This window comes from Pseudomonas sp. 13159349, assembly GCF_013305685.1.
In the GTDB taxonomy this organism is placed as follows: Bacteria; Pseudomonadota; Gammaproteobacteria; order Pseudomonadales; family Pseudomonadaceae; genus Aquipseudomonas; species Aquipseudomonas asiatica.
Genome location: NZ_CP045553.1, coordinates 500,622 through 527,582, shown reverse-complemented (window position 1 = coordinate 527,582; position 26,961 = coordinate 500,622). Strand labels below are relative to the sequence as shown.

Annotated in this window: 20 protein-coding genes, 1 tRNA gene and 1 pseudogene; 11 read left to right on the top strand and 11 right to left on the bottom strand. The window is 58.3% G+C overall.

What is annotated here, in order from left to right; translation table 11 throughout:
• The first annotated feature begins 154 nt into the window (after window positions 1-154).
• From dnaG to GEV38_RS02300, 7 genes are all read left to right on the top strand, one after another.
• Window positions 155-2,137 carry a DNA primase gene (gene dnaG / locus GEV38_RS02325; protein WP_054573703.1) on the top strand — a complete coding sequence of 661 codons (1,983 nt, stop codon included), beginning with the start codon at window positions 155-157 and terminating at the stop codon, window positions 2,135-2,137.
• A 67-nt stretch (window positions 2,138-2,204) separates the two neighbouring features.
• Window positions 2,205-4,055, top strand: a complete 1,851-nt coding sequence (gene rpoD, locus GEV38_RS02320; RefSeq protein ID WP_013970578.1) for an RNA polymerase sigma factor RpoD — start codon at window positions 2,205-2,207, stop codon at window positions 4,053-4,055.
• 313 nt (window positions 4,056-4,368) lie between these two features.
• Window positions 4,369-8,112: a bifunctional diguanylate cyclase/phosphodiesterase gene (locus GEV38_RS02315; RefSeq protein WP_054573702.1), complete on the top strand. Its 3,744-nt coding sequence runs from the start codon at window positions 4,369-4,371 to the stop codon at window positions 8,110-8,112.
• A 16-nt stretch (window positions 8,113-8,128) separates the two neighbouring features.
• A tRNA-Ile gene (locus GEV38_RS02310) sits at window positions 8,129-8,205 on the top strand.
• 126 nt (window positions 8,206-8,331) lie between these two features.
• Entirely contained in the window at window positions 8,332-9,396 is a 1,065-nt protein-coding gene (locus tag GEV38_RS02305; RefSeq protein ID WP_004887790.1) for a site-specific integrase, read from the top strand.
• Window positions 9,397-9,634: 238 nt separating this feature from the next.
• Window positions 9,635-9,871 (top strand): hypothetical protein, encoded by a 237-nt coding sequence (locus GEV38_RS27530; RefSeq protein WP_054573701.1) that lies wholly within the window; start codon window positions 9,635-9,637, stop codon window positions 9,869-9,871.
• Window positions 9,868-10,701, top strand: coding sequence for a hypothetical protein (locus tag GEV38_RS02300; RefSeq protein WP_054573700.1), 834 nt, complete (start codon window positions 9,868-9,870; stop codon window positions 10,699-10,701). Before GEV38_RS27530 ends, GEV38_RS02300 begins: the two co-directional genes overlap by 4 nt.
• Before the next feature lie 275 nt (window positions 10,702-10,976).
• Here the strand turns inward: GEV38_RS02300 and GEV38_RS02295 are convergent, their stop codons facing one another.
• From GEV38_RS02295 to virB5, 5 genes are all read right to left on the bottom strand, one after another.
• Complete coding sequence (locus GEV38_RS02295; RefSeq protein ID WP_054573699.1) at window positions 10,977-11,168, bottom strand: antitoxin VbhA family protein; 192 nt, start codon at window positions 11,166-11,168, stop codon at window positions 10,977-10,979.
• Between the two features lie 287 nt (window positions 11,169-11,455).
• On the bottom strand, window positions 11,456-12,541 hold the full coding sequence (locus GEV38_RS02290) for a type IV secretion system protein (protein WP_239688304.1): 1,086 nt from the start codon (window positions 12,539-12,541) through the stop codon (window positions 11,456-11,458).
• A complete protein-coding gene (locus GEV38_RS02285; protein ID WP_054573698.1) occupies window positions 12,538-12,792 on the bottom strand; it encodes an EexN family lipoprotein in 255 nt (84 codons plus the stop codon). The genes GEV38_RS02290 and GEV38_RS02285 overlap by 4 nt, the downstream gene beginning before the upstream one ends.
• Window positions 12,789-13,280, bottom strand: coding sequence for a hypothetical protein (locus GEV38_RS02280; RefSeq protein ID WP_054573697.1), 492 nt, complete (start codon window positions 13,278-13,280; stop codon window positions 12,789-12,791). The genes GEV38_RS02285 and GEV38_RS02280 overlap by 4 nt, the downstream gene beginning before the upstream one ends.
• Window position 13,281: 1 nt before the next feature.
• On the bottom strand, window positions 13,282-14,046 hold the full coding sequence (gene virB5 / locus GEV38_RS02275) for a P-type DNA transfer protein VirB5 (protein WP_054573696.1): 765 nt from the start codon (window positions 14,044-14,046) through the stop codon (window positions 13,282-13,284).
• Window positions 14,047-14,438: 392 nt separating this feature from the next.
• Here virB5 and GEV38_RS02270 point away from each other — a divergent pair, with 392 nt between their 5' ends.
• Complete coding sequence (locus GEV38_RS02270; RefSeq protein WP_081014020.1) at window positions 14,439-14,978, top strand: mobilization protein; 540 nt, start codon at window positions 14,439-14,441, stop codon at window positions 14,976-14,978.
• A gap of 472 nt (window positions 14,979-15,450) precedes the next feature.
• On the opposite strand, the gene GEV38_RS02265 is transcribed toward GEV38_RS02270, so the two are convergent.
• The 3 genes from GEV38_RS02265 to GEV38_RS02255 all read right to left on the bottom strand — a co-directional run bounded on the left by GEV38_RS02265 (window position 15,451) and on the right by GEV38_RS02255 (window position 20,832).
• Complete coding sequence (locus GEV38_RS02265; protein WP_054573695.1) at window positions 15,451-16,743, bottom strand: carbohydrate porin; 1,293 nt, start codon at window positions 16,741-16,743, stop codon at window positions 15,451-15,453.
• A 114-nt stretch (window positions 16,744-16,857) separates the two neighbouring features.
• Window positions 16,858-19,293, bottom strand: a complete 2,436-nt coding sequence (locus GEV38_RS02260) for a membrane-bound PQQ-dependent dehydrogenase, glucose/quinate/shikimate family (RefSeq protein WP_054573694.1) — start codon at window positions 19,291-19,293, stop codon at window positions 16,858-16,860.
• Between the two features lie 382 nt (window positions 19,294-19,675).
• Window positions 19,676-20,832, bottom strand: a protein-coding gene (locus tag GEV38_RS02255) for an IS3 family transposase (RefSeq protein ID WP_173895541.1) whose coding sequence is annotated in 2 segments (ribosomal slippage) — window positions 19,676-20,574 and window positions 20,574-20,832 — 1,158 coding nt in all. Because the reading frame shifts where the segments join, the coding sequence is not laid out codon by codon here.
• 229 nt (window positions 20,833-21,061) lie between these two features.
• Here GEV38_RS02255 and pqqA point away from each other — a divergent pair.
• Window positions 21,062-21,133, top strand: a complete 72-nt coding sequence (gene pqqA / locus GEV38_RS02250) for a pyrroloquinoline quinone precursor peptide PqqA (protein ID WP_003253598.1) — start codon at window positions 21,062-21,064, stop codon at window positions 21,131-21,133.
• A gap of 182 nt (window positions 21,134-21,315) precedes the next feature.
• Here the strand turns inward: pqqA and GEV38_RS02245 are convergent.
• Both GEV38_RS02245 and nicB read right to left on the bottom strand, forming a co-directional pair.
• A pseudogene (locus tag GEV38_RS02245) lies at window positions 21,316-21,894 on the bottom strand (transposase); the annotation flags it as partial.
• A 599-nt stretch (window positions 21,895-22,493) separates the two neighbouring features.
• Window positions 22,494-23,432: a 6-hydroxy-3-succinoylpyridine 3-monooxygenase gene (gene nicB / locus GEV38_RS02240; protein ID WP_015268713.1), complete on the bottom strand. Its 939-nt coding sequence runs from the start codon at window positions 23,430-23,432 to the stop codon at window positions 22,494-22,496.
• A gap of 469 nt (window positions 23,433-23,901) precedes the next feature.
• Here nicB and GEV38_RS02235 point away from each other — a divergent pair, with 469 nt between their 5' ends.
• A complete protein-coding gene (locus GEV38_RS02235; RefSeq protein WP_054573693.1) occupies window positions 23,902-24,363 on the top strand; it encodes an Lrp/AsnC family transcriptional regulator in 462 nt (153 codons plus the stop codon).
• A 13-nt stretch (window positions 24,364-24,376) separates the two neighbouring features.
• On the opposite strand, the gene GEV38_RS02230 is transcribed toward GEV38_RS02235, so the two are convergent.
• Entirely contained in the window at window positions 24,377-24,667 is a 291-nt protein-coding gene (locus GEV38_RS02230) for a hypothetical protein (RefSeq protein ID WP_015268711.1), read from the bottom strand.
• A 600-nt stretch (window positions 24,668-25,267) separates the two neighbouring features.
• Here GEV38_RS02230 and GEV38_RS02225 point away from each other — a divergent pair.
• On the top strand, window positions 25,268-26,950 hold the full coding sequence (locus GEV38_RS02225; RefSeq protein WP_025337446.1) for an NAD(P)/FAD-dependent oxidoreductase: 1,683 nt from the start codon (window positions 25,268-25,270) through the stop codon (window positions 26,948-26,950).
• Window positions 26,951-26,961: the final 11 nt, after the last annotated feature.

The window sequence follows — 26,961 nt, the reverse complement described above, 5'->3', positions numbered from 1 at the left end:
TCCTCCTTGTTGTATGACCAGACGTGCACGTCCGACTGACGGGCCCTCAGGGGCTGGCGACGAGCACACATTCCCTCGCACTTTCCCAAGCGGCACTCGCCCCATTCGGCGCGTGAGCGATTAGACTTGCCAGCTGCCAGATGACGAGACTGCCATGGCCGGGCTGATTCCCCAGAGTTTCATTGACGACCTTATCAACCGCCTCGACATCGTCGACGTGGTGAGTTCGCGCGTCCAGCTGAAAAAAACCGGCAAGAACTATTCCGCCTGCTGCCCGTTCCACAAGGAAAAAACCCCCTCCTTCACGGTCAGCCCCGACAAGCAGTTCTACTACTGCTTCGGCTGCGGCGCCGGCGGCAACGCCCTAGGCTTCGTCATGGACCACGACAACCTGGACTTCCCCCAGGCGGTCGAGGAGCTGGCCCGCGCCGCCGGCATGGAAGTACCCCGCGAGCAAGGTCGCCGCGACCACAAGCCGCGCCAGCCAACCGATTCGCCGCTGTACCCGCTGCTGGACGCCGCCTCGGAGTTCTACCGCCAGGCCCTGCGCAGCCACCCGACCCGCAAGGCAGCGGTGGATTACCTCAAGGGCCGCGGCCTGTCCGGGGAAATCGCCCGTGACTTCGGCCTGGGCTTCGCCCCGCCAGGCTGGGATAACCTGCTCAAGCACCTGGGTGCCGACACCTTGCAGCAGAAGGTGATGATCGATGCCGGCCTGTTGATCGAAAACGCCGAAAGCGGCAAGCGCTACGACCGTTTCCGCGACCGGGTGATGTTCCCGATCCGCGACAGCCGAGGACGCATCATCGCCTTTGGTGGCCGAGTGCTCGGCGACGACAAGCCCAAGTATCTGAACTCCCCGGAAACCCCGGTGTTCCACAAGGGCCAGGAACTCTACGGCCTGTACGAGGCACGCAAGCACAACCGCAACCTCGACGAAATCATCGTCGTCGAGGGCTACATGGACGTCATTGCCCTGGCCCAGCAGGGCCTGCGCAACGCCGTGGCCACCCTCGGCACCGCCACCAGCGAAGAGCACCTCAAGCGCCTGTTCCGCGTGGTACCCAGCGTGCTGTTCTGCTTCGACGGTGACCAGGCCGGGCGCAAGGCCGCCTGGCGCGCCCTGGAGTCGACCCTGTCGAACCTGCAGGACGGCCGCCGCGCGCGCTTCCTGTTCCTGCCCGAAGGCGAAGACCCGGACAGCCTGGTGCGCGCCGAAGGCACCGACGCCTTCATGGCCCGCATCAACCAGCACGCCCAGCCGCTGGCCGATTACTTCTTCGAGCAGCTAAGCGTCGAAGCCGACCCGCGCTCGCTGGAAGGCAAGGCGCACATGGCGACCCTTGCCGCACCGCTGATCGAAAAGATCCCCGGCGCCAACCTGCGCCAGCTGATGCGCAACCGCCTTAAGGAAATCACCGGCCTCGACCCGCAGCAGGTCGAGCAACTGGCGCAACACGCCCCGGCCACCAGCAGCGTGCCGGACTACGACCCTGGCTACGACTATGACGCCATGGCCAGCTATACCCCCGATTACGGCGACATGCCGCAGCACGACTTCGCCCCCGTTCATCAGGAACAGGAGTGGAAGCCGAACAAGGGCGCTGGCAAGAAGCAGTGGAGCGACAAACCCTGGGACAAGAACCGCAAGGGTGGCAAGCCATGGCAGCAGCGTGACGAAGCACCACCACGCGTACCGGCCCCGGTCGAGCCACCCACCCTGGCCGCCCTGCGCACGTTGCTGCACCACCCTCTGCTGGCCGGCAAGGTGGAAGATGCCAGCCACTTCGCCGATGAAGAACACTTGTACAGCCAGCTGCTGGTGGCACTGATCGAAGCCGCGCAGAAAAATCCTGGGCTAAGCTCAATGCAGTTGATCGCACGTTGGCACGGCACCGAACAGGGGCGCCTGCTGCGGGCCCTGGCGGAAAAGGAATGGCTGATCGTGGCCGACAACCTTGAACAACAGTTTTTCGACACTATAACTAGCTTGTCCGCCCGCCAACGCGAGCGCAGCCTGGAACAACTGCTCAGGAAATCACGTCAAAGCGAATTGACCAGCGAGGAAAAAACCCAGCTCCTCGCCCTGCTGAGCCGGAATGTTCCCGCACAAACGCCGACCTCATCTGGCGCGTGAGGCCCATGCTCGGGTATAATCCTCGGCTTGTTTTTTGCCCGCCAAGACCTTCAGTGGATAGGGTGTTATGTCCGGAAAAGCGCAACAGCAGTCTCGTATCAAAGAGTTGATCACCCGCGGTCGTGAGCAGGGCTACCTGACTTACGCGGAGGTCAACGACCACCTGCCTGAGGATATTTCAGATCCGGAACAGGTGGAAGACATCATCCGCATGATCAACGACATGGGGATCAACGTATTCGAGAGTGCTCCGGATGCGGATGCCCTTCTGTTGGCGGAAGCCGACACCGACGAAGCCGCGGCCGAAGAAGCCGCTGCTGCGTTGGCGGCAGTTGAAACCGATATCGGCCGCACGACCGACCCGGTGCGCATGTACATGCGCGAAATGGGCACCGTCGAGCTGCTGACCCGCGAAGGCGAGATCGAAATCGCCAAGCGTATCGAGGAAGGCATCCGTGAAGTCATGGGCGCCATCGCTCACTTCCCGGGCACTGTCGACTACATTCTCAGCGAATATGACCGTGTCACCAGCGAAGGCGGCCGTCTGTCGGACGTTCTCAGCGGTTACATCGATCCTGACGACAATATCGCCGCGCCGACCGAAGAAGTGCCGATCCCAGGCACCAAGGCCGCCGCTGCGAAGGAAGAGTCCGACGACGACGAGGACGAATCCGAAAGTGGTGACGACGAGGAAGAGGCCGAGAGCGGCCCGGACCCGGAAGTCGCCCGTCAGCGTTTCGGCGCGGTCAACGACCAGCTTCAGGCCACCAACAAGGTTCTGAAGAAGAATGGTCGCACCCACCAGGAAAGCATCGACGCCCTGCAGGCCCTGGCCGATTTGTTCATGCCGATCAAGCTGGTACCGAAGCAGTTCGAGGTACTGGTAGAGCGTGTTCGTGACGCCCTGAACCGCCTGCGCCAGCAGGAACGCGCCATCATGCAGCTGTGCGTGCGTGACGCCCGCATGCCGCGTGCCGACTTCCTGCGCATGTTCCCGAGCAACGAAACCGACCAGACCTGGAGCGGTGACCTGGCCAAGCGCAACACCAAATGGGCTGCCGCCCTGGGTGAAAAGGACGCTGCCATCGTCGCTTGCCAGCAGAAGCTGATCGACCTTGAGACCGAAACCGGCCTGACCGTTGCCGAGATCAAGGAAATCAACCGTCGTATGTCGATCGGTGAAGCCAAGGCCCGCCGCGCCAAGAAAGAAATGGTCGAGGCGAACCTGCGTCTGGTGATCTCCATCGCCAAGAAGTACACCAACCGTGGCTTGCAATTCCTCGACCTGATCCAGGAAGGCAACATCGGCTTGATGAAAGCGGTGGACAAGTTCGAATACCGTCGCGGCTACAAGTTCTCGACCTATGCCACCTGGTGGATCCGCCAGGCGATCACCCGTTCGATCGCCGACCAGGCGCGCACCATCCGTATTCCGGTGCACATGATCGAGACGATCAACAAGCTCAACCGTATTTCCCGCCAGATGCTGCAGGAAATGGGTCGCGAACCGACCCCGGAAGAGCTGGGCGAGCGCATGGAAATGCCTGAGGACAAGATCCGCAAGGTACTGAAGATCGCCAAAGAGCCGATCTCCATGGAAACCCCGATCGGTGACGACGAAGATTCGCACCTGGGCGACTTCATCGAGGACTCGACCATGCAGTCCCCGATTGACGTGGCCACGGTCGAAAGCCTCAAGGAAGCCACTCGTGACGTGCTCTCGGGCCTGACCGCACGCGAAGCCAAGGTGCTGCGTATGCGCTTCGGTATCGACATGAACACCGACCACACCCTCGAAGAGGTGGGCAAGCAGTTCGACGTGACCCGCGAGCGGATCCGTCAGATCGAAGCGAAGGCGTTGCGCAAACTGCGCCACCCGACTCGCAGCGAGCATCTGCGCTCCTTCCTCGACGAGTGATGACAAAACCCCGGCCCAGGCCGGGGTTTTTCTTTTCCGGCTGTTGCGCAAAATCTGAATTCTGGCGCGATCTCTGTAGGAGCAGCCTTGTGCTGCGAAGAGTCCATTGCAACAGTAGATGATCTTTCGCCTGACTGGCGTCTTCGCAGCACAAGGCTGCTCCTACAGGGGGCGCGCATGCCATGAAGGCCATGCAGGTCGCCCCACACCCGCAAGGCCCTGTTGCCTCTGACAAAAGACCCTGCCTTCCACCGTACACCTACAGCAATGCCCGTCTACACTCGACTTCATACCACTTGAATGTGAGGCCGCTATGCCGCTGATGCCGGCCATCCTGTTGCTGCTCCTGATCTTGTGGAACACAACGGCCGGCGCCCTGACCCTGACAGACGAGGAGAAAGCCTGGTTGGCTGCCCACCCGCAGCTGAGCCTGGGTGTAGACGCCTCTTGGCCACCGTTCGAGTTTCGCGACCAGGAGGGCCGGTACCAGGGATTGGCCGCCGATTACATCGCCACGATCCAGCAACGCCTGGGCGTGACGCTCAAACCGGTCGAACCCAGCAGCTGGACCGAGGTACTGGCGCAAGCACGCGAAAGCCGCATCGACCTGCTGCCCGGCATCATGTCCACCCCCGAGCGCCAAGGCTACCTGGCCTTCACCCGGCCGTACCTCGACTTCCCCATCGTTATCCTCGCCCACAAAGGCGGTGCACAGCCGCGCAACCTGGACGACCTTTACGGCCTGAAGATCGCCGTGGTCGAAAACTACGCCCCGCACGAACTGCTGCGCACCCAACACCCAGACCTCAACCTGGTGGCCCTACCTAACGTCAGCTCTACCCTGCAGGCCCTGGCCACCGACGAAGTGGACGCCGTGGTCGGTGACCTCGCTTCAAGCATCTGGAGCCTGCGCCAGCTCAAGCTCGACGGCCTCTACGTCAGCGGCGAAACGCCCTACCGCTACCAACTGGCCATGGCCGCCCCGCGCGACAAGAAAGTACTGGTCGGCATTCTCGACAAAGTGATAGCCGACATGAGCAGCAGCGAAGTCAGCCAGATCCAGCAACGCTGGGTGGGCAATGTTGTCGACCAACGGATGTTCTGGTCGGACCTGCTGGTGTATGGCCTGCCCACGGTGCTGGTATTGATGGCCGTGCTGGCAGCGGTCATCCGCATCAACCGCCGGCTCAGTTCGGAAATTTCACGGCGCATCGCCTTGGAGCAGGAACTGCGCAGCAGCGAGTACCACTATCGCAGCCTGGTCGAGAGCCTGTCCGCCATAGCCTGGGAGGCCGACGCCAACGACTTCACCTACAGCTACGTCTCGCCCCACGCAGAAGGCCTGCTCGGCTACCCATTGGCCGACTGGCTCAAACCTGGCTTCTGGCGCAGCATCCTGCACCCGGAGGATGCCCTCTGGGCCCAGGCCTACTGCGACAGCGAGACTGCCGCCGGCCGCGACCACAGCCTCGACTACCGGGTGATCAGGGCCGATGGCCAGCCACTGTGGGTACGCAACATCGTCAGCATGATCGAGCATGGCCACCAGCCGGTGATGCGTGGCCTGATGATCGACATCAGCGAGACCAAGCGCACCGAGGACGCCCTGCGCCTGTCCGAACAGAAGTTCGCCTCGGTGTTCCAGCAGTGCCCCGACATCCTGCTGATCGCCCGCCACAGCGACGGCTGCCTGCTGGAGGTGAACGAGGCCTTCGAAGAGCAGATCGGCCTCACCCCGAGCCAGGTAATTGGCCGCACCGCCACCGAGCTCAACCTGTGGGGCGTCGAAGGCGACGGCCCGCGGCTGCTCGAACGCCTGCACCAAGGCGGTATCCGCAACCTGGAAATGAGCTTCCGCCGCAGCAACGGCCAACTCTTCACCGGCCTGACCTCGGCCGAAACCTTTGAACTCGACGGCAACCTCGCGCTCGTGGTGGCGGTACGCGATATCAGCCAGCTCAAGGAAACCCAGGAGCAGCTACAAACCTCGGAAGAGAAATTCGCCAAGGCCTTCCATGCCTCGCCCGATGGCCTGCTGCTGTCGCGCCAGAGCGACGGTTTGCTGCTCGAAGTGAACGAAGGCTTCTGCCGCCTGACCGGCTATGATCTCAGCCCGACCATCGACCAGACCTCGCTGGACCTGGGCATCTGGGTCGACCTCAACGAGCGCAAGCGTCTGGTCCAACAGCTAAAACGCGACGGCTTCGTACGCGACTTCACGTGCCACCTGCGCCGCAGCGACGGGCAGATTCGCCTCTGCGAACTCTCTGCACGGCCGCTGCCGATTGCTGGCGACGACTGCATACTGACCATCGCCCGCGACATCACTGAGCGCCATCTGATGCAGGAAAAGCTGCAGCTGGCCGCCACCGTGTTCGAGAACACCGCCGAAGGCGTGCTGATCACCGACATCGACCAGCACATTAGTGCCGTAAACCGCGCCTTCAGCGAAATCACCGGTTACAGTGAGATCGAAGCCCTCGGTCAGACCCCACGCCTGCTCGCCTCCGGCCAGCACGACAGTGCGTTCTATGCCGCCATGTGGCACCAGCTGACCGATGAAGGCCATTGGCAAGGCGAGATCTATAACAAGCGCAAGAACGGCGAACTGTACCCCGGCTGGCTGACCATCAGCGCCGTACGCAACAGCGAGCGCGAGATTACCCACTTCGTCGCTGTGTTCGCCGACATCTCCAGCCTCAAGCACGCCCAGGCCAAGCTTGACTACCAGGCCCACCACGACCCACTGACCGGCCTGCCCAACCGTGCCCTGTTCGAGAACCGCCTGCAGGCCGCGCTCACCTGCGCGCAGGTCTCCAACCGCAAGGGCGCGGTGCTGTTCCTTGACCTCGACCGTTTCAAGCACATCAACGACAGCCTCGGCCACCCGGTCGGCGATCTGCTGCTCAAGGGCATCGCCCAACGCCTGAAAGAGCAGGTGCGTGATGTCGACACCGTGGCCCGCCTGGGTGGCGATGAGTTCATCATCCTGCTGCCCGGCCTGCACAAACCCAGTGACGCCAGCGCCATCGCCAACAAGCTGCTGACCTGCTTCAACGCGCCATTCCAGGCTGGCGAGCATGAGTTCTTCACCAGCGCCAGCATCGGCATCAGCCTTTATCCACAGGACGGTACCGACGTTGCCACACTGATTCGCAACGCCGACGCCGCCATGTACCGCTCCAAGGCCAAGGGCCGAAACCGCGTCGAAGCCTACACCCTCGACCTCACCGCCCAGGCCAGCGAACGCATCGCCCTGGAGCACGAACTGCGCCGCGCCATCGAGCGCAACGAACTGAGCCTGTGCTTCCAGCCCAAGCTCAGCCTCAAGACACAGAGCCTGGTCGGTGCCGAAGCACTGATACGCTGGAGCCACCCGACCTTTGGTGAAGTGCCGCCGGAGCACTTCATTCACCTGGCGGAAGAGAACGGCACCATACTCCAGATCGGTGACTGGGTACTGGAGCAGGCCTGCCGGCAGATGCAGGCCTGGAAGATGCACTACGACCCCTTCGGCCCGCTGTCGATAAACCTCGCCGGCGCCCAGCTACGCCATCCCCACCTTGCCAGGCGCATCGAACAGTTGCTGAAGCACTACCAGCTCACAGCCGGTGACCTGCAGCTGGAAATCACCGAAAACTTCATCATGAGCCAGGCAGAGGAAGCCTTGGCCGTGTTGTACCAGCTGAAGAAACTGGGCGTGCAGCTGGCCATCGACGATTTCGGCACCGGTTATTCATCGCTGAGCTACCTCAAGCGCCTGCCACTGGACATTCTCAAGATCGACAAGTCGTTCATCCGCGGGCTGCCCGACGACCCTCATGACGCCGCCATCGCCCGCGCCATCATCGCCCTGGGCCGCAGCATGCAGCTGACCATCATTGCCGAGGGCGTGGAAAACCAGGCCCAGCAACGGTTCCTGGCGGCAGAGGGCTGTGAGCAGATCCAGGGCTACATCGTCAGCCTGCCCCTGCCCCCGGACGAGTTCGCGGCGACGTTTCTTCGCATAGCACTATCGGATCTTTCAGATGGCACAGGTGCGAAACCCTCGTTATAATCCGGCCACTTACTGAGGGCCTATAGCTCAGTCGGTTAGAGCAGAGGACTCATAATCCTTTGGTCCACGGTTCGAGTCCGTGTGGGCCCACCAACCTTGAAGCCGCGTATTACGCGGCTTTCAGCTTTCTGGGTTTGTGGCAGCCGGATCAGTCCTATGGTCCGAAGGTACAAATTAGGTACAGTGCGGCTTCGCTTGCACGCCTTTGGAGTCCTTCAGATGGCCACAATCGTCAAAACCCCTGCCGGCACCTGGAAGGCCGTCATCCGCAAGACCGGATGGCCGACCAACGCCAAAACCTTCCGCACCAAACGTGACGCCGAGGATTGGTCACGACGCACCGAAGATGAAATGGTGCGGGGTGTGTATATCCAACGCAGCGGTTCCGAGCGACTGACACTCGAAAATGCGCTGCAGCGGTATCTGCGCGAAGTCAGCCCTACCAAGAAGCCCACCACGCAGAAGGCCGAGGCGACCAAGGCTCAGCAGTTGATCAAGCACCTGGGCAAATACTCGCTGGCGGCTCTGTCATCCGAGGTTATTGCCAACTATCGCGATACACGCCTGGGCTCCCTGACCAACCGCGGCCAACCCACCAGCAATAACACCGTGCGGCTAGAGCTTGCCCTCCTCAGCCACCTATTCACTGTCGCAATTCAGGAATGGGGCCTCGGACTCACATACAACCCTGTGCTCAACATTCGGAAACCGAGCCCAGGTGAAGGCCGAAATCGTCGGCTTACAGCAGACGAGGAACGTCGCTTGCTGAAAGAGGTAAACAAACACAGCAACCCTATGCTCGGATGGATCGTCAGCATCGCCTTGGAAACGGGTATGCGATCGTCTGAAATCACAGGGCTACGTCGGCATCAGGTCGATGTCAAAAAGCGCGTAGCACGCCTTCTGGTAACGAAGAACGACAGCGCCCGGACTGTGCCACTTAGCAAGCTCGCTGCAGCAACATTCCAAGCAGCGCTTCAAAACCCTGTGCGCCCCATCGATTGCGATTTGATCTTTTTTGGTGAACCTGGAAAGGACGGGAAGCGGCGCCCTTATGCCTTCACGAAAATCTGGGGATTGCTCAAATCTAAGCTGGGCATGCCAGATTTCCGCTTCCACGACCTTCGCCATGAGGCAGTCAGCCGATTGGTTGAAGGTGGGCTTTCAGACCAAGAGGTTTCTAGCATCAGCGGCCACAAGTCAATGCAGATGTTGAAACGATATACGCATCTTCGCGCGGAGGACCTGGTGGTGAGGCTTGATAGCTTGAAAGCTAAAAAATAGGCAAAAAATAATTTCTATTACATATTCGCCGACAATAGATTTCAGGAAAACCCCTATATACATTAGCTTTTCCACGTCTGCCAATTAACCAAAACCATATATTTTGGCAACCACAAACCAACAAAGTCTTTAATCCAAACTAATACGCCTTGGTTGAAAACCGAGGCGTAGCCATTTGACGACTGCGCTTCACTACCCAAAGATACGCCTAACTATTAGCAACTATGGTTGATTGACAATGACGACCGAACAATATTTGCTTGAGCGCTTTGGCCCACTAATGAGCATCGTAGACATTGCCGCGATATTAGGCCGATCGCCAGAAGGAGTCAGAGTGGCCCTTTACTCAAACACCGAAATCTCTAAAAGACTCAAACCTACGATGCTCAAGATCGGCCGGCGAGTTTATTTCCGCACCCTCCAGGTCAAGGAGGTATTGTCGCTCGACGGGGAGCGTGGAAGTGCAATCCCATGAGCACGGATCAAACCTTCAAAGTTAAAAAGCCGCCCTACTGCATTGTTCCAGCAAGCGTCCTAACCGAGAGCAGACTGAGCTGGCGTGCGCGCGTGATCTTGTCTTGGATGCTGGGTCAGAACGAAGGCTGGGAGCTTAGGGTCGGCCACATACGTGGAAAATTCGGCCTCAGCGAGCAGCAATGGAGCGCTACAAGCAAGGAGCTACGGGCGCTAGGCTACTTCAAGCAGGAGCGATTCCAGAATGAATCCGGGAAGATCATCTGGGAGAATTTTGTCACGTATAACCCCAGTGAACCATCCCCCCAAAAACCAGGGGGTGGTCGGTCATGCCATGGTGAGCCACTGCCCGGGAAACCATCCCCTGGCCCCCAGGGGGATATACCAATAAAAAGAGAAAACAATACAAACCATACCAATATAAAAGAAACTAGAACAAAACCTAACACCAGCGAGACTTCACCGAAGCATACGCTCGCATGGCCAACACTGGCCGCCACAGAGCGGAGCCTCATTGAGCCATTGTTGATAGACGTGGACCAACAAGCCGCTCAGATGCTTCTTGATGAGCTAGCAGGCAATCTGGAAGCGGGCAGAGTTAAAGCACCTAACAGATGGTTCAAAGCAGTTCTCAAACGCTACAGAGAAGGTAAGTTCTCGCCCACGATTGCACGCGCTATGGCAAATAAGCAGAATTCGTCATTGCCAGACCAGCCCCGCAAAACGAAGCGGGTGATCAAGACGAGATCGGTTGCGGATGCAAACATCTCCGGCATGCCAAAGCACATAGCTGCAGTTCTGAATAGAAAATATCAGCAGCCACAAGCGTAGGAGCGAAGCGCTGTGAAACCTCGCCATTATTCGCCGTTCATCTCCGCGCTCCGCTTGGGCAACCCCTTCGGTTGCATCCCGCGTCCTATCCTTGCCGGACGGGCGGCAGGGGCAGGTCCGGCGGCTTCGCCTTGTTCCTCCCCCTGTCGCTAGGCTTGGTCGCTTACAGCTGCATCAAGGGTACGGCTACGCCCATCATCCTCACCCGTTCGGTGCTCGCCCTCCGGGCTGCGCTCCGCTGCGGCTTGCGGTGATGCCCTTGACCCAGCTTCCAGCTATTCGTGAATGCTGGCTGAAACAAATTCGGCCAAGGTGAGCTCCCCGTCCACAAAAGCTTGAGCGCGTCGCTTTTCTTCAGCGCTCAATACAAAGCCCTCAAGCCCGATTGACACGCACGCATACTCGACAGCCTTCCGACGCCGCTCCCGCTCAGCATTCGTGACGATGATGCTCTCCGAAGTATTCACGGGCTTTCCCTTCGTGTCGGTGACTAAAACAAGACAATTTCAGCGCTGAACAGATCAACGAGTGTCAAGGGCGTCACCGGAGGCCGCAGCCCGTGAAACGGGACCGGGCGAGGATGACGGCGAAGCGAACCCTTGACGCTGCGCACCTCCAATCCTATATGCGGGGGCTGCTGGATGCCTTTCCCAGCGGCCCCTGCTACCGGCGAGGGCGGGAAGTCCAGAGGGGCAGAGCCCCTTTGGGTAAGCCCGCCAGGGCGCGCAGCATGCTCCACGGCACCAATAGACCTTTAACTGCCGACTTTCCCTCCTCTCGCCCTACCCCAGTTCTTGCCCAGGTTCTGCATGACGTGCTGCCGGTAGGCGGGATTCCAAACGCTGTTCCCTGCGATCACATGATTTAAGCCTCTTGCAGTGGTCATCATGCCCGACTGCAGATCACGGCGCGTTGACATCGGATTAACTGTGTTGAAGACCGCCTTGGCTGGATTCAACGCCGCCTGCGCCATCTGCCGCAATGTGATCGCACTGGACGACAAACCACCTGCAAGCTGACCTCCTAAAGAGTAAGCCTGATAAACCATGTAGAGCACGATCCCGCTCAACGCGAGGATCTCCAACATGTCGGTCGCTGGGCCGTTTCCAGCAGTGGGCTGCACATCTGCCAACATTACCGAAAAGAATTTCATCCCAAGCGTCAGCACTGACGTGACAGCAGCACACTGAATGACATAGGTCATCACCTGGGCGAACCATTGATCGAACCACTTGCTGGTCATCTGGCCGAACAGCAGCATTGCAATGAACAACGGACCGCACCCAAGCAAAAACGCTAAAAGTACCTTCGCTGTAATGATCATCGCTCCAGCGGGTAGCGTGATCAGGAATGTTGCAAAGAGCATCGTTCCAGCGATGACCCCGTCATAAAGAATCATGCCTATTTCGGTAATCCCACGCCTCCCTGCACGAGCAATGAGATCAGAAAAGATATCCAAGCCGTCGGTCATAGCTCTATCAATCACCTGATAGACCGATGTCGCAGCTACACCGTCGCCGTTTGGCGAAAATGCATCTGCCAAGCCAGCCTCAAGGCCGTGAATCGCTTCCACCACCCAACCAAGGTACGTATCAGCATTGAGTGCCAGTGCGCCGATAAACACCCACTTCAGCATCAGCTTAAAGAGATGTGGAAGGGGATGCTCGATGAACCCACCGACCGACAAAAGGCCCAGGGTCATGAAAAACAGGCCACCGCCGACAACGAACAAGCCCGAGAAGTCATCAATGACACTATGTGCCATCAGCTGAACGTAGCTATTCAACACCGCGTCGACTGAGCCACCTATCCATTCGTAGATATTGGACTCCATGGTCATTGCCCCTCCAGATTCAGCATTTCACGCTTCCGATAGCCGCGCTGATCAAGCTGCTGCTCATTCCTGGCTTGCTTGGCATTAACGCAGTTCGGCGTAAGGGCCAGAGTCCCGGCATGTCGCTCACACTCCGCTATACGGATATCCCTTTCCGAACTGTGGGCTTTGTACCAATCGACAGAATGGACCGATTCATCCGCCCCGCAGCCCGTGAGCAGGAACAAAGCGACAATTGAGAAACGATAGGCTGTCATTTCCGGCCCTCCCGATTCTGATCCGCCCCATTCACTTCGCGAGGCAGCACATGCTCCGCCTCCGTGCGGAATTCCCCAGCAAATTTCAGCGAATAGGCCAGCTCAGCAGCGTTGATAATCTCGAGTGCTGCAAGCGTTCTCAACGCGCTTTCCCTTGTCCCTGCCCAACTACCCGCGATGCGGTATTCAGACCTCGAAATCAATAGCGACGAACCCAGTGCACATGCGAACGAGATCAAAACGGCGAGCGTTGACGAGATTGGCCCAGTTGCTCGGGGCGGCACTATCTGCAACCAATCCGCAAACGCGAGCACAAAAGGCATGATCGCGGCCGACGCTGCCAGGAGATCGCTCTGAAACAACTCGGGTGCACGTCGTGACACCTCTTTCAAAGCCCCGAACCGGCCAATACAAATCCAGAATCGTCGTAAGGAAGTGAGGATGAAGAAGCACACGACCAAGGGGAGGATATGAGCGTACGAGATCATTTCAGTTGCCTCCCAGGTTCAGCACTTCGCGATTCTTGTAGCCTCTCTTGTCGAGCACCTGGGCATTCAATTCCCGTTGTCGCTGCTCCTGGATCTTGCCCTCAGCCTCAGCGACCATTTGGAACATCTGCAATTTGGTCTGCTCGTTCTGGATCATCGCTTGCTCTGCCGCGATGCGACCTTGCAGCTCTGCGATCCCTTTGGGATCTTGCGTTTGATTGATCTGCCCCATGAGCTGGTCAATCTGGCGTAGTCGGGCTTCGGCCTGGTCATAGGCTTCCAGCGCAAACGCTTTATCTTGCGAAGGCTTCACCGCCTGTGCTCGGCAAGCATCGCGCTGCTGATCCTGAACCAGGCTTCCGCAAGCATCGAACACCTTGTTATCCGCATAGATCGAACCAGCACGACCATTTAGGCCTAAATAGCCGCCACGCTTCACTGCGTCATACACAGCCTGCCAATCTTGTGGCAGATAATCTCGCAGCTGCGGGTCATCGAATACTCGACCGAGTCCACGCGACCCTGTGAGCGCACCGTACTGCTGCTTCATCTGATCAATCTGAGATGTCATCTGCTGAACCTGCTGTGCCCAGCGAGTCGTGTTAGATGCGAACTCTGCAACAGTCATGGGGGAATCCGTCACTTGGGTAGTAACGGTTACAGGGATTTGCGCGTATCCCTGCTGCGAGCCGAGCATCAACGCGAGCGTTGTCGCGAAACTAAATGGCCGGACGCCTTTGTAGGCGAGACGCTTGAACAGACCCATAGTCACCTCTCCATTGGACATGGTGAACACTGGGCCGTCTGTCCGACCTGTCGATCTGTTTAGGAATCGCACCCAGCACGGATGTACCGTTCTTGGGGTGACTATGCGCCAGTCTTACCCGGTGTAGGCCCCGTCTTTTAAGGGCCGCGCCCATAATGCATTAAGCATCAGCGAGACGATTACAGCATTCATGCAATTAAACCAAAGCACTGTACTTTGGCAATATCTATTATCTCACTTTGGCGCACTATCTGAAAGTGCCATACATCCCAAATTCTTCGTCATGACGAAATCTCGATTGCTACGAAGGACTACTGCAGGATAGGCTAATCGCCGGTAAAGTGTGCGCACACAGTTTTCAAGAGATACCTTGCAGCGTGTGAGAGGTCGTTATGCGAAAGCCCAACCGAGCTATGAACGTCCACCTGGGGGCAGATCTAAAGGCGCGCTGGGTCGCCTATTGTGATGTACGAGGTAAAACACCAGGGGCTGCGCTTAAAGAGGCAATCGAACATCAGCTAGCTAACGCGGATGTCAGCACGACACCGAAAATCTATCGACAAAACGAGCAATTCAAAGAGCGAAAGCAACGCTTCGAAATACTTCTGACTAAATCAGAGAAAGCTGCTATTGCACAACGTTCACAAGCCGAGAGGTGCTCTATGAGACGCTGGATTGTAGATGCCATTCGTATGGGCTTGACTCACGAACCACAATTTTCAATGTCAGAGATCGATCAGCTAGGTGAGTCTAATTATCAGCTGCTTGCTTTAGGGAGAAACTTAAATCAAATTTCCAGGGCTTTGAATGAGGGGCGTTACGAGCCGGTGACAGTAGAACGGATAGACGCTCTTAGGTACCTAATTGACAACCATACCACCAGAGTTAGTCGAGCTATCCGGGCGAGCCTAGAGCGCTGGAGCCTTGATTAGCTTGTTCACCCAACTTGACCACTAGCATTACGCGCGCCATTGACGGTGTAGGAGCGATAGTTAAGCACACACCGCCAAGGGAGAATGTTGATAAATTTATCTGCCTGTCCCTTTCATCATCACGGAGGAATATATGCTTGATTTGAATTTAGAGCTTCCAGCTGAAGTCGGTGAACTGGCAAAGGTCCACGGTTCGAGTCCATATGGGCCCACAAAAAAATCAATGGCTTACGTCTAATCGACGTAGGCCATTTCTGTTTCAGGGCACAAATCTTCCCCGTATTGTTCCCGTTTCGTCATCCGATCCTTCGAACGTAGTGAGCTTCCCGACACCCTTGGGGGCGATGCCTGGAACGCTCCGAATTTTGCTATCGGGACTCCCCTGCTCTGATCGCCGAAAGCCCAGTGCGCACAAACAAGCCTTCCACGATCACTTTAAAAATCAAACCAGCAAGCAAGCCAAGGCAAACCGTTAAAGCGTCATTTTTATTTGAAACCCAACCGCCAGCGCGTTTCCTCTTTGCTTACCAAAGAATGCACCAGGCTCGATGTAGTACTGCACATCGGGGCGCAGCAGTAGCCAGGGGGTCACTTGCGCGCCGTAGTTCAGCTCCAGCACTTGCTCCCCGCTATCCAGGCCACTGAACATTGCATATTGCTCTGCACTGGCTGCAGCGGCTTCCTGCAAATCGCGGGCGCGCGGGTTGATCACGGCGCGGCCATAGCCAAAGGAAATGGAGTCTTGCGGGCGGCTGTCAAACGGCTTTTGCCTAACCAGGCCCACGGAGTACCAGCGACGCATGGGTGAGGTCGCAGCGTTACTGGTGGCAGCTTGCCCGAACAACCGTAGGGCACTCGCCGGGTCTTGCTCATCGCGCCAGATCGCCTGGTCGACCAGCAAGTAAGCGCCTGTACGACTGCTGCTTTTACCGGTGCCGCCAATCTTGGGGTAATCGGAGGTATCGTAGTACCAGCCCACCTTGTACTGGCCGTTGAGGAAGGCGCCGTTATTGATGATCGCCTCCAGTGGCATGATGGCGCCCGTCGTGCCATTGGCGGGCATGGCGAAGGCTTTGGATACGCGCGCGTTGTACTCCGGGTTGACTTGGAACAACGCCGTTTGCAGCGTCAGCGACGGGTTGACGTCATACCGCAACTCGCCACCCCAGTGGGCTGTCGGGTAGTTACCCCAGCCACTGCCGCTGGACATGGTCAGCGGGTGTGCACAAAAGCCGGCGCTGACAAAGTTGGCCAGGATCGGCATGCCACCGAACTCGGTGCCCATGACCATGTAGCCAACCTTGGCGGACAAGTCGGGGGAGAACAGATTGCGCTGGTAACTCAACTCCGTCAGCCGGGTGTACTCGCCCCCATAGATTTCTTGCGCGGACATGCGGTTGCCAATCAGGTCCTCGGTGGCACTGTGGCCGCGACGATCATTGACCAGCACTTGCACACGACCGGCATCTGGAATGTCGAGCAGTTTGCTCAAGTCAAACTGCGCGCCCAGACGTATCTGTTGTGCATAGCGGGTGCCGCGCTTGATGCCGCCATTCAGGTTGGAAAGGGTTTCCGAGGTGTAGTCACCCGTCAGCTTTATACCTTGCTCCTCCAGCTTCTGGCGCTGTCCGCCCCAGTTGCCAGTGAGCGTAGGTTGCGTCATCAGGCTGGAAGTACCTGCCAGTGCGCAAGGCAGGGGCAGGAAACACAGGGACAAGCCGCTGCACAGGCTGCAGGCCAGCACGGTGCGGAGGGGTAATGACATGGTGGGCAGGCTCCCTTGCGTGAGAAATCGTTGCACAGCCCAGGCTTGCGAGAGGGCCGACTGGAAAGAAAAATCCCCGCGAACGGGGATTTTTCATAGGGCATCAACGAAGCGTTACGGCTTGCTGCTGTCAGGCAGCGCGTACGCGATGATGTAGTCGCCCACATCTGGCGAATGGCTCATGCCACCAGCGGAGATCACCACATACTGTTTGCCGGTGGTGGGCGACTTGTAGATCAGCGGGGCCGCCACGGCGCCCACTGGCAAGCGGGCCTTCCAGACTTCCTTACCGGTTTTCGAGTCGAGTGCACGCAGGTAGTAGTCCTGAGTGCCTGCGAAGAACACCAAGCCGGATGCCGTCGAGGTCGGGCCACCCAGCGTCGGCATACCCAGCGGGATCTGCATATGCGTCTTGATCCCCAGGGGGCCAGTATCCTGAACCGTGCCCAGTGGCACCTGCCATACCAGCTTCTGGGTATTCAGGTCGATCGCGCTCATGCTGCCAAACGGTGGGGTATTGCATGGCACGCCCAGCGGTGACTGGAGAATGTCGATCTTCACGCCGCCATAGATACCTGCAACCTGCGGGCGAATGGTGCCCATGAAACCAGGCACTTCATCGGTCGAGACTTTGTACTTGCGGGTGTTTTCCTGGGTTACCAGCGACATGCGTAACGGCATGCGCATGTCGTTGACGAACATCATGCCGGTGTTTTCATCGATGGAAATACCACCCCAGTTCATGCCACCCAACAGCCCTGGCCATTCGATGTACGGCTTCTCGGTGGGCGGTGTGAACGGGCCGACGTATACCGAGTCCTTGAACATGATGCGGCAGTAGAGTTGGTCGAAGGTGGATACCCCCCACATCGATTGCTCGGTCAATGGGTCCGCACCAATCACCGGCATGCCGGTCGAGAACGGTTGGGTTGGCGAAAGGTGTTCGCCTTCTGCAGCCGGTGAGGTGGGAACGGGGCGTTCCTGGACCTCAGTGACGGGCTGACCAGTACGACGGTCCAGTACGAAGATATTGCCGGTCTTGGTGGTCTGAATCAGCACCGGGGTCTTCACACCTTGCGCATTGTTCATTTCGTAGAGCACGGGTTGCGAAGGCAGGTCGTAGTCCCAGACATCATGATGGACAGTCTGGTAAACCCACTTCGCCTTACCCGTCGACGCGTCGACCGCGACAATCGCTGTGCCGAACTTCTCCTTCACCTGATTACGATCGCCACCCCAATAGTCAGGCGGGCCGTTACCGGTTGGCAGATAGACCAGGTTCAATTCCTTATCGTAGGTAGGAACAGTCCATACGTTAGGTGTTTCCAGCGCGAACTGATGGTCAGCTGCTGCGGTGTCGGTGCCTTCAGGCGCGCCGACATCCCACGCCCATACCAGCGCACCGGTCAGCACATCGAATGCACGTACGGCACCGGAAGGCTCGCCGGCCACGATGTCACGTACCCAACCGCCCACCACCGTGAGGTGGCCCATGACGACAGGCAGCGATGTCGGGTGGTAGCGCTTGCTGTCTTCCGTTGGTCCCATGCCTTTCTTGAGGTCAACGAAACCTTGCTCGCCAAAGTTGGGGCACAAGTTGCCAGTGTGTGCGTCCAGGGCAAACAAGCGGGCATCCACCGACGACACCAGGATGCGCTGGCGACATTGCTGTTCGCTGGCATGGGAGGCCTTGGCCTCGGCGCTCAGGCTGTCGTCGCGGTCGATGTCGTAATAGCCCACACCTCGACAGGTCACGTGCTCGGCGCTCTTGGCGTGCGGATCGAACTTCCAGAGCGGCTTGCCGCTGTCGCCATCAAGCGCGGTGATCAGGTTTTCCGGGGTGCATGAGTAGAGCACGTTGCCGATCTGCAACGGAGTGTTCTCGTCAACGCCGGCACCTGGGCCAGTGGTTCTGCGGCCAGTCCGGTAGGTCCAGGCAACTTGCAGGTCCTTGACGTTTTCTGGGGTAATTTGTGTGTAGGGGGCAAAGCGCGTTCCCGAAGCGTTGCGCCCGAAGAACTCCCAGTTCTCCGGGGCCTCGGCGGTTGCATCCGGGATTGCCTGGCTACCAGCTGCAATCGGGTTGGAGATCCCGCCGTGCGGGAAGAAGGCGGCGATGAACGTGGCGATCAAGGCCAGGAACACAGCAAACCCGGCGCGATTGGCGGCTCGACGTGTACCCGACGCGGTATCGGGTAGCGCAGCTCCGACCCACAGGCTCAGGGTCAGGATGATGGCTGGAACAACCAGGCGAGGCAGCAGTTGCCAGTAACTAAACTGGCCAACTTCGTAGAAGGCCCAGACGCAAGTGGCAAGAAATATCAGAATGGAAAGTACAGTACTGATTTTCTTGCGCAAGAATGCGAGTACAGCCAGCACGACGTAAGCCAGCCCTGCCAGCAAGTAATAACTTGAACCGCCCAAGGCCAGAAGCTTGGCACCGCCATAAATCAATGCCAGCGCTACACACATTACAAGTAGCGAGAAAAGAATTCGCCCGGCACCGCTTAACGAGCGCCTCCCAGCGTTGCTGCAATTTTCATCCGTCATAGTGTGTAAGCTCAATTGGTGAGTACATAGCGGTTCCCTCAGGGCGCGAGCAACCGAGCCAAGGAAAGGGTGGCTTCTGGTTTTAGCAGGTGATACGAACAAAAGCTTCGGGAAGGTTTTCGCCAGCAGTAGATCTCGTGTAAAGCGTCAGCGATACAGATTAAATGCTACTAGCTGTAGAACAAATCAGGTGAGCCTGCTGACACGAAAGATCTATAAGCTTGGTATAAGCCCTGCATTAAAGCCCGTAGCCTATAGCTTAACGCTACTAGAAGAATAATCCAAAACAGCCGCCCAAATACATCCACACGATTGAGAAAGATTGTTTGCAAATCAGCAACAATCAGTCTAGTGATCTTGCCCAGCAGCCGTGGACACGGGTTTAAGCACACATCCTGGCCTCGAAGGCCTCTGGGCTGATGTGCCCCAGCGTGCTGTGTCGCCGCTGGCGGTTGTAATCGGTTTCGACGTATTCAAACACGGTTTCACGCATCTGGGCGCGGCTCGTGAAGCGCTCGCCGTGGATGCACTCGACCTTCAGGCTGTGGAAGAAGCTCTCTGCACAGGCATTGTCGTAGCAGTTGCCTTTGGCGCTCATGCTGCATCGCAAGTGATGGGCGCGGATCAGCTCCTGGTAAGCCGCTGAGCAGTACTGGCTGCCGCGGTCGCTATGCACGATCACGTCATTAGGCTGCCTGCGTCGCCACAGCGCCATGTGCAAGGCATCGCAAACCAAGTCGGCCGTCATGCGTTCGTTCATGGCCCAGCCGATCACCATCCGTGAATACAGATCGATGACCACTGCCAGATACAGCCAGCCTTCCTCCGTATGCAGGTAGGTGATGTCACCCACCCATTTCTGATTTGGCGCAGATGCCTTGAAATCCTGCTTGAGCAAGTTCTCTGCCACTGGCAGGGAGTGCTGAGAATTGGTCGTGGCCTTGAACTTCTTGGCGGCCTTGGCACGCAGTCCTTGCCGTTGCATCGAGGCGGCTACCGTCTTGCGATTGCAGGGTAGGCCGGCTTCCCGCAGGTCGTGGCACAGCCGTGGAGCCCCGCTGCGGCCCTTGCATGCGCTGTATGCCTGAGCGACCTGCCGATCCAGTTCGGCTCTTCGCCGCTGGCGCATTGACGGCCTGCGAGAGCACCAAGCGTAGTAACCGCTGCGGGCAACGCCCAACACGCGACACATGGCCTGGATCGAGAAATGCGCGGTATGAGTCCTCATGAAGGCGTACTTCACTTGAGGCTCTTGGCAAAGTACGCGGCGGCCTTTTTTACGATGGCCAGCCCCTCGGCGTGCTCGGCCAACAGCCGCTTGAGTCGGGCATTCTCGTCGGCCAGCGACTGCTCGCGCTCGCTGCCGGCCTGAGTCTGGTGCTTCTTGCTCCGCCAGCCGTAGAGCTGGGAAGCATGCAGGCCGAGCTGTTCGGCAGCCTTGCTGACGCCAATGCGCTCGGCCAAAGCCAGCGCTTCGTCCTTGTAGGCTTGGGAATGGCGGGTGCGGGTCTGCTTCATTGGGGTTGCTTGTCTTGCCATGATTCACCTCGTTGCAGTTTATCGCTTAACGGGGTGTCCACTGGGACTGGGCAAGATCACCTCTAGCGTTCCAATGAGCCTGATTTGTTGCGTTACTTGCAAAAGACTTTCTCCAAAACCGACAGAGTTAGACGGGCAGTCTTCTTGTAAGATTATTTGACCCCATCTATATGAGTCCCAACTGATAGGGGTGAGATCATACCCCCACTTTTCCAAAAGGAGCCATATTATGTGGACAAAACCTGCATTCACTGACCTGCGCATTGGCTTTGAGGTCACTATGTATTTTGCTAATCGCTAAATCTCTAATGCAACTTCACGCCTCGGCCTGCCGGGGATCTTCCTTTTTCGAAAATATTTCTGAAATAGAAGACGGCCATTCAGGACCTGTAGAAAAAACTAGAACCAACATTTAAGGCATATGTAACGCATCTGAGATGCCAGATACGTACCTCAATAGGGGCTCCGCCAGCCGTTCAGCCTTGGTCTCGGCGCCTTGGGCGCTGCCCGATCCGCCGAATCCATCGCCGCAAGATAGCGGTCAATGCTCTGCTCGATCTGCTGCATGCGCGCCTTGATCTTGCCCTGGGTAAAGTTGCGGTCGCGGTTATTTACGGCTTTGAATTTGCTGCCGTCGATGGCAATGATCGACTGGGAGAAAAGATTGAGGTAGCGGCAAAGCACTACGAATTGCCGGCAGACGCTACGAATGGCTTTGCCGTTGTCTCTGCGAAAGTCGGCAATCGTTTTGAAGTCAGGAGCCAACCGGCCCGTTAACCACATCAGCTCAACATTGCGCTCTGCCTCGCGCTCAAGCCGGCGGCTGGACTGAATCCGGTTGAGGTAGCCATAGATGTAGATTTTCAGCAGGACTGCTGGATGGTAGGCCGGACGACCCGTTGCAGCCGGATCGACACCCTCGAACCCGAGCACTCCGAGGTCGAGTTCATCGACGAAAACGTCAACCACCCGAACAGGGTTCTCTTCGGTGATGTAATCATCCAGGCACTCCGGCAGCAGCGTGACTTGCGTCCGGGCCTCACCCTCAATGAACCGCTTCATGATCGTCCCCGCCACGATCTCGACGATCAGAAGGTTAGACAATCGCAGGTGTTTTCACACAGCCTGGGTCGATAGCTGCCGGTCAAGACGTACCGTGGGCTGGTCACATCCGAGGCAAATGCCTTGGTCAAATCGAATGCAAACAGGTGGTCAAGTGGGATGCAAGCGCTTGGTCAAGTCAGGTGCAATTTCCCAACCGGATCGCCGAATGTTAGAAGCCACAGCTGCTATTCATCGGCCGGGTAACAGAAAGCATGCCGCTCGATTGCTAGACGGTGGCACTGCACGCGATCAGTGGAATCTACAGGAACGCATACCTATACCGAGTAACCGGCAAAAACAGTACAGCCAAGGTACATTGCCCAGCTTGGCCAAGCTTTTCTAAATTACGCTCAACGGCAAGTGTTACATGGCCTCCAGCTATGCTAGCCTACGCTCTGCTTTGAGTGGTTTCGCTAGGCATATCGGTTGGCCGGGCAACTCATAATCCTTTGGTCCACGGTTCGAGTCCGTGTGGGCCCACCAGAAAACTCAAAGGCCTACGTTGCAGAACGTAGGCCTTTGTCATTTCAGGGACTGCAGTCGTCATGTTCTCCTGACTAGGGCAACTCCTCTTGCTGGGCTATCCAGCTGTGTATGTACTGAAGAACCCGTGTCGCACCTTCGGCAGTTTCCACCAGCTCTATCGGCCGCTCACCACTGAGGAACTGATTGGGCTGCTCCATCCACTTGAACGCTGCCGCCCTGCTTCCGCGTACAGGAATGGCCAAATCCAGAATTTCCTGCAGCAGTTCAGGTTGTCCATACCAGGACTCCGGCTTGATGGTTGGTTTCCTCCCTGGAATCACTCTCGGTAGCTGACAGGCCGCAAGCTCGCCTGAATTGATGTGCTCTCGCTTCCAGTGCGCAAACTTGATCAGGTCGGTATTCGCCGAGCGGTTTTGCCCCGACGTCGGCACAACCACGCCAATCCGCACATCTGTGTGAGCACGAATCATCTGAAGTGCAGGAGCGATGTCAGTATCGTTGGTAACGATGACGGCATGGTCAACCTGCCCCGTGATCGAATCATGGTAAGCCTGGAGGGCCAGATTCACGTCGCTCTGTTTCTCCTCCACCTTCCAGGCCTGGATTTCCTGGCACTCACGCGGAGCCTTGTCCGGATTTTCAGGGTCGACGATCTTCACCTTCATTTTATTGACGGCGTAATAACCTTCGATGAGCTCTATTCGACCGTCATGCAGCTTGCGCAAAGCAGTGTGGTAGCGAGCTTGTGACGACACTGAATCGCCAGCACGGGCGACCGACTCGATGATCTTTGCCGTGAAATATTTGATCGAGGGGGATTCCAGGAGCCGCCATGCCCTGATCTGGCCATGGCTGTCCGTGACCAGTATGGAAGGCAAGATGTGCTTTTCAAAGAGAGGTAGCAGGTCGAGCCACTTGTACGGTGTGCCGCGCAAGCAGCCGTAGTAGAAGTTGTAGCCGTCGATATAGATACGAGTGCGCAGAGGCTCAGAATCAAGCTTTCTCTGCATTTTTTGCACTCCAGAAACGAAAAAACCGGCTTAAGCCGGCTTTTTCCCCCTCCAACCAGATGGTCATGCCACGCCGGTCGTGAGGGTTAGTTGTTGTCGGCAGTATTGCGCAATGAGGGAGCTGATGCAAGGTAGTAGGCTGGCATCCTCGTCCTCCGAAACACAACGTTCGTGAGAGGGCCATTCTCTGCTCAGGCATGGCTATCTAAACAGCTATAAATCGTTAGATTTTGTGAGCTCCTATTCCACCCTAGACCGCACCTCGACCTGCCGGACCAATCGAGCAGTTCTGTCATTGCGCCCGATGCTTACATGCCGGCGCAGCAGCTGTAGGAGCGGCCTTGTGTCGCGAAAGGGCCGCGAAGCTGCCCCGGGATTGCAGCACTGATGCAACGCATGGCCAACTGTCTACCCTTGCCCTGCTTACCGCAGGCTGGCTAGGCTAGCGGGTCAACCGTAGAGACTCGCCATGTCGGATTCCCGCTCCATCACGCTGGATGAAATCGATCGCCAGCTGATCGCCCTGTTGCAGATAAACGCCCGCGAAAGCGTCGCCACCCTCGCCCGCCAGCTGGGCATCGCTCGTACTACCGTCAACTCGCGTCTGGAGCGGCTGGAGAAGAACAAGGTCATCTCCGGCTATGGCGTGCGCCTGGGCCAGCGGGTGATGGGGGGTGGGCTGCAGGCGTATGTGGGGATCAAGGTGCAGCCGCGCTCGGGCAAGGAGGTGGTGCGGCGCCTGAGTGCCATAGGCCAGGTACAGCAGCTGTGCGCAGTGAGCGGCGAGTTCGACTATGTGGCCTGGCTGCGTACGGATTCGCCCGAGCAACTGGACCAGTTGCTCGACCAGATCGGCAGTGTCGACGGGGTGGAGAAGACCACCACGTCGATCATTCTCAGCAGCAAGGTGGACCGAGGGCAGCCGCTCTGAACCTGGCTGGCGGTCAGGCCTCCTGGCCGTCGAGCAGGCCTTCCAGAATCGCCGAAAGGCTTTCGGCGGAATGCTGCATCGACCAGACGATGTCACGGCTGCGCTCGGGGGCGTGATGCTGGGCATAGTCGGTGGCGATCTGATTGAGGCCACGGGCCAGCAGGCAGGCGTGGACCAAGGCGTCTGCGGCGTCGATGCCGGGGCGTATGGCGAATAATGGCGGGTGGCTGGTTTCGCAGTTGCAGAAGGTTTTTTCTGCGGTGGGTTTCAGTTTTTCGGGTTGGTCGGAATAAGTCTTCTTCATGATGCAGTTTCCAAATTGAGTCTTGAGAAAACCGCCTACCAACTCCTTCTCACGGGAAATAGGTGGCAGCCATGCACGGGGTGAGAACCGGCCAACTTGGAAATCCGGCCAGGCGAAAGCCTGCCCGCGCACAGCTGCCATGACATAAGCCTTGGTACGAAGTTGGAGATGGGTTCTCACACCCAGTCGCCCGAACAGCGGCGACCCAGTGAAGTTAACGATGAGGCGTTTCCCACGCAGCCAGACCGAGGCTATAGCGGGCGTAGGGTAATTCTTTAATTCATGGCATGGGTGTAGGAACTGTCTGATCACACCCTGTGGGAGCGGGCGTGCCCGCGAACACGGGCGAAGCCCGTGCCATACACCGCGGGGGCTTCTTCGCGGGCTCGCCCGCTCCCACAGGGGGCCGATGCTGTGCTTGAGATGGGTAGGCTTCCTGTTCGTCATAAAGCAATCTTGTTTATACATTTCGACGATTCAAGCTACATTCAGACAACAATATGCACCTTAATAACGAACACCCCACTCCCTAAAATGGCCTCCAGGCATCTCCTATACTCAGGCTCCGCCCCTGCGCAGCCTCTCTGGCAAGGTCACTTCATGAACAAGAAAAACCGCCACCCCGCCGATGGTAAAAAACCCGTCACCATCTTCGGCCCGGATTTCCCCTTCGCCTTCGACGACTGGCTGGAACACCCCGCAGGCCTGGGCAGCATCCCGGCCGAGCGCCATGGTGAGGAAGTGGCAATCGTGGGCGCCGGTATCGCCGGCCTGGTGGCGGCCTACGAGCTGATGAAGCTGGGCCTCAAGCCGGTGGTGTACGAAGCATCCAAGCTGGGTGGCCGGCTGCGCTCGCAAACCTTCAACGGCACTGACGGGATCATCGCCGAACTGGGTGGCATGCGCTTCCCGGTGTCGTCCACTGCCTTCTACCACTACGTGGACAAGCTGGGCCTGGAGACCAAACCGTTCCCCAACCCGCTGACCCCGGCCTCGGGCAGCACCGTGATCGACCTGGAAGGCCAGACCTACTACGCCGAAAAACCCACCGACCTGCCCAAGCTGTTCCACGAAGTGGCCGATGCCTGGGCCGACGCGCTGGAAAGCGGTGCCCAGTTCGCCGACATCCAGCAGGCCATCCGCGACCGTGACGTACCGCGCCTGAAAGAGCTTTGGAACAAGCTGGTACCGCTGTGGGACGACCGCACGTTCTACGACTTCGTCGCCACCTCGCGCTCGTTCGCCCAGCTGAGCTTCCAGCACCGCGAAGTGTTCGGCCAGGTCGGCTTCGGCACCGGCGGCTGGGACTCGGACTTCCCCAACTCGATGCTGGAAATCTTCCGCGTGGTGATGACCAACTGCGACGACCACCAGCACCTGGTAGTCGGCGGTGTGGAACAGGTACCGCAAGGCATCTGGCGCCATGTACCGGAGCGCTGCGTGCATTGGCCGGAAGGCACCAGCCTGAGCGGGCTGCATGGCGGCGCACCGCGTACCGGGGTCAAGCGCATCGCCCGCGCTGCCGATGGCCGCCTGGCGGTCACCGATAATTGGGGCGACACCCGTCACTACAGCGCCGTGCTCGCCACCTGCCAGACCTGGCTGCTGACCACCCAGATCGACTGCGAGGAATCGCTGTTCTCGCAAAAGATGTGGATGGCCCTGGACCGCACCCGCTACATGCAGTCGTCGAAGACCTTCGTCATGGTCGACCGGCCGTTCTGGAAGGACAAGGACCCGGAAACCGGCCGCGACCTGATGAGCATGACCCTCACCGATCGCCTCACCCGCGGCACTTACCTGTTCGACAACGGTGACGACAAGCCGGGGGTGATCTGCCTGTCGTACTCGTGGATGAGCGACGCGCTGAAGATGCTGCCGCACCCAGTGGAAAAACGCGTGCAACTGGCCCTGGACGCACTGAAGAAGATCTACCCGAAGACCGACATCGCCGGGCACATCATCGGCGACCCGATCACCGTTTCCTGGGAGGCCGACCCGCACTTCCTCGGCGCCTTCAAGGGCGCGCTGCCTGGGCACTACCGCTACAACCAGCGCATGTACGCGCACTTCATGCAGCAGGACATGCCTGCCGAGCAGCGCGGCATGTTCATCGCCGGTGACGACGTGTCGTGGACGCCGGCCTGGGTGGAAGGCGCGGTACAGACATCGCTGAATGCGGTGTGGGGTATCATGAACCACTTCGGTGGCCGCACCCACCCGGACAACCCCGGCCCAGGCGACGTGTTCGACGAAATCGGCCCGATCGCCCTGCCGGACTGAGACAAGGAGGC

Excerpts from the sequence above, each read along its gene's own strand:
- GEV38_RS02225 (WP_025337446.1), top strand. The coding sequence starts at position 25,268 with ATGAACAAGAAAAACCGCCACCCCGCCGATGGTAAAAAACCCGTCACC.
- GEV38_RS02280 (WP_054573697.1), bottom strand. The coding sequence starts at position 13,280 with ATGATCTCGTACGCTCATATCCTCCCCTTGGTCGTGTGCTTCTTCATC.
- GEV38_RS02290 (WP_239688304.1), bottom strand. The coding sequence starts at position 12,541 with ATGACCATGGAGTCCAATATCTACGAATGGATAGGTGGCTCAGTCGAC.
- GEV38_RS02305 (WP_004887790.1), top strand. The coding sequence starts at position 8,332 with ATGGCCACAATCGTCAAAACCCCTGCCGGCACCTGGAAGGCCGTCATC.
- rpoD (WP_013970578.1), top strand. The coding sequence starts at position 2,205 with ATGTCCGGAAAAGCGCAACAGCAGTCTCGTATCAAAGAGTTGATCACC.
- nicB (WP_015268713.1), bottom strand. The coding sequence starts at position 23,432 with ATGCAGAGAAAGCTTGATTCTGAGCCTCTGCGCACTCGTATCTATATC.
- GEV38_RS02260 (WP_054573694.1), bottom strand. The coding sequence starts at position 19,293 with ATGACGGATGAAAATTGCAGCAACGCTGGGAGGCGCTCGTTAAGCGGT.
- GEV38_RS02265 (WP_054573695.1), bottom strand. The coding sequence starts at position 16,743 with ATGTCATTACCCCTCCGCACCGTGCTGGCCTGCAGCCTGTGCAGCGGC.
- GEV38_RS02300 (WP_054573700.1), top strand. The coding sequence starts at position 9,868 with ATGAGCACGGATCAAACCTTCAAAGTTAAAAAGCCGCCCTACTGCATT.
- GEV38_RS02230 (WP_015268711.1), bottom strand. The coding sequence starts at position 24,667 with ATGAAGAAGACTTATTCCGACCAACCCGAAAAACTGAAACCCACCGCA.
- GEV38_RS02235 (WP_054573693.1), top strand. The coding sequence starts at position 23,902 with ATGTCGGATTCCCGCTCCATCACGCTGGATGAAATCGATCGCCAGCTG.
- dnaG (WP_054573703.1), top strand. The coding sequence starts at position 155 with ATGGCCGGGCTGATTCCCCAGAGTTTCATTGACGACCTTATCAACCGC.
- GEV38_RS02285 (WP_054573698.1), bottom strand. The coding sequence starts at position 12,792 with ATGACAGCCTATCGTTTCTCAATTGTCGCTTTGTTCCTGCTCACGGGC.
- GEV38_RS27530 (WP_054573701.1), top strand. The coding sequence starts at position 9,635 with ATGACGACCGAACAATATTTGCTTGAGCGCTTTGGCCCACTAATGAGC.
- GEV38_RS02315 (WP_054573702.1), top strand. The coding sequence starts at position 4,369 with ATGCCGCTGATGCCGGCCATCCTGTTGCTGCTCCTGATCTTGTGGAAC.
- GEV38_RS02270 (WP_081014020.1), top strand. The coding sequence starts at position 14,439 with ATGCGAAAGCCCAACCGAGCTATGAACGTCCACCTGGGGGCAGATCTA.
- virB5 (WP_054573696.1), bottom strand. The coding sequence starts at position 14,046 with ATGGGTCTGTTCAAGCGTCTCGCCTACAAAGGCGTCCGGCCATTTAGT.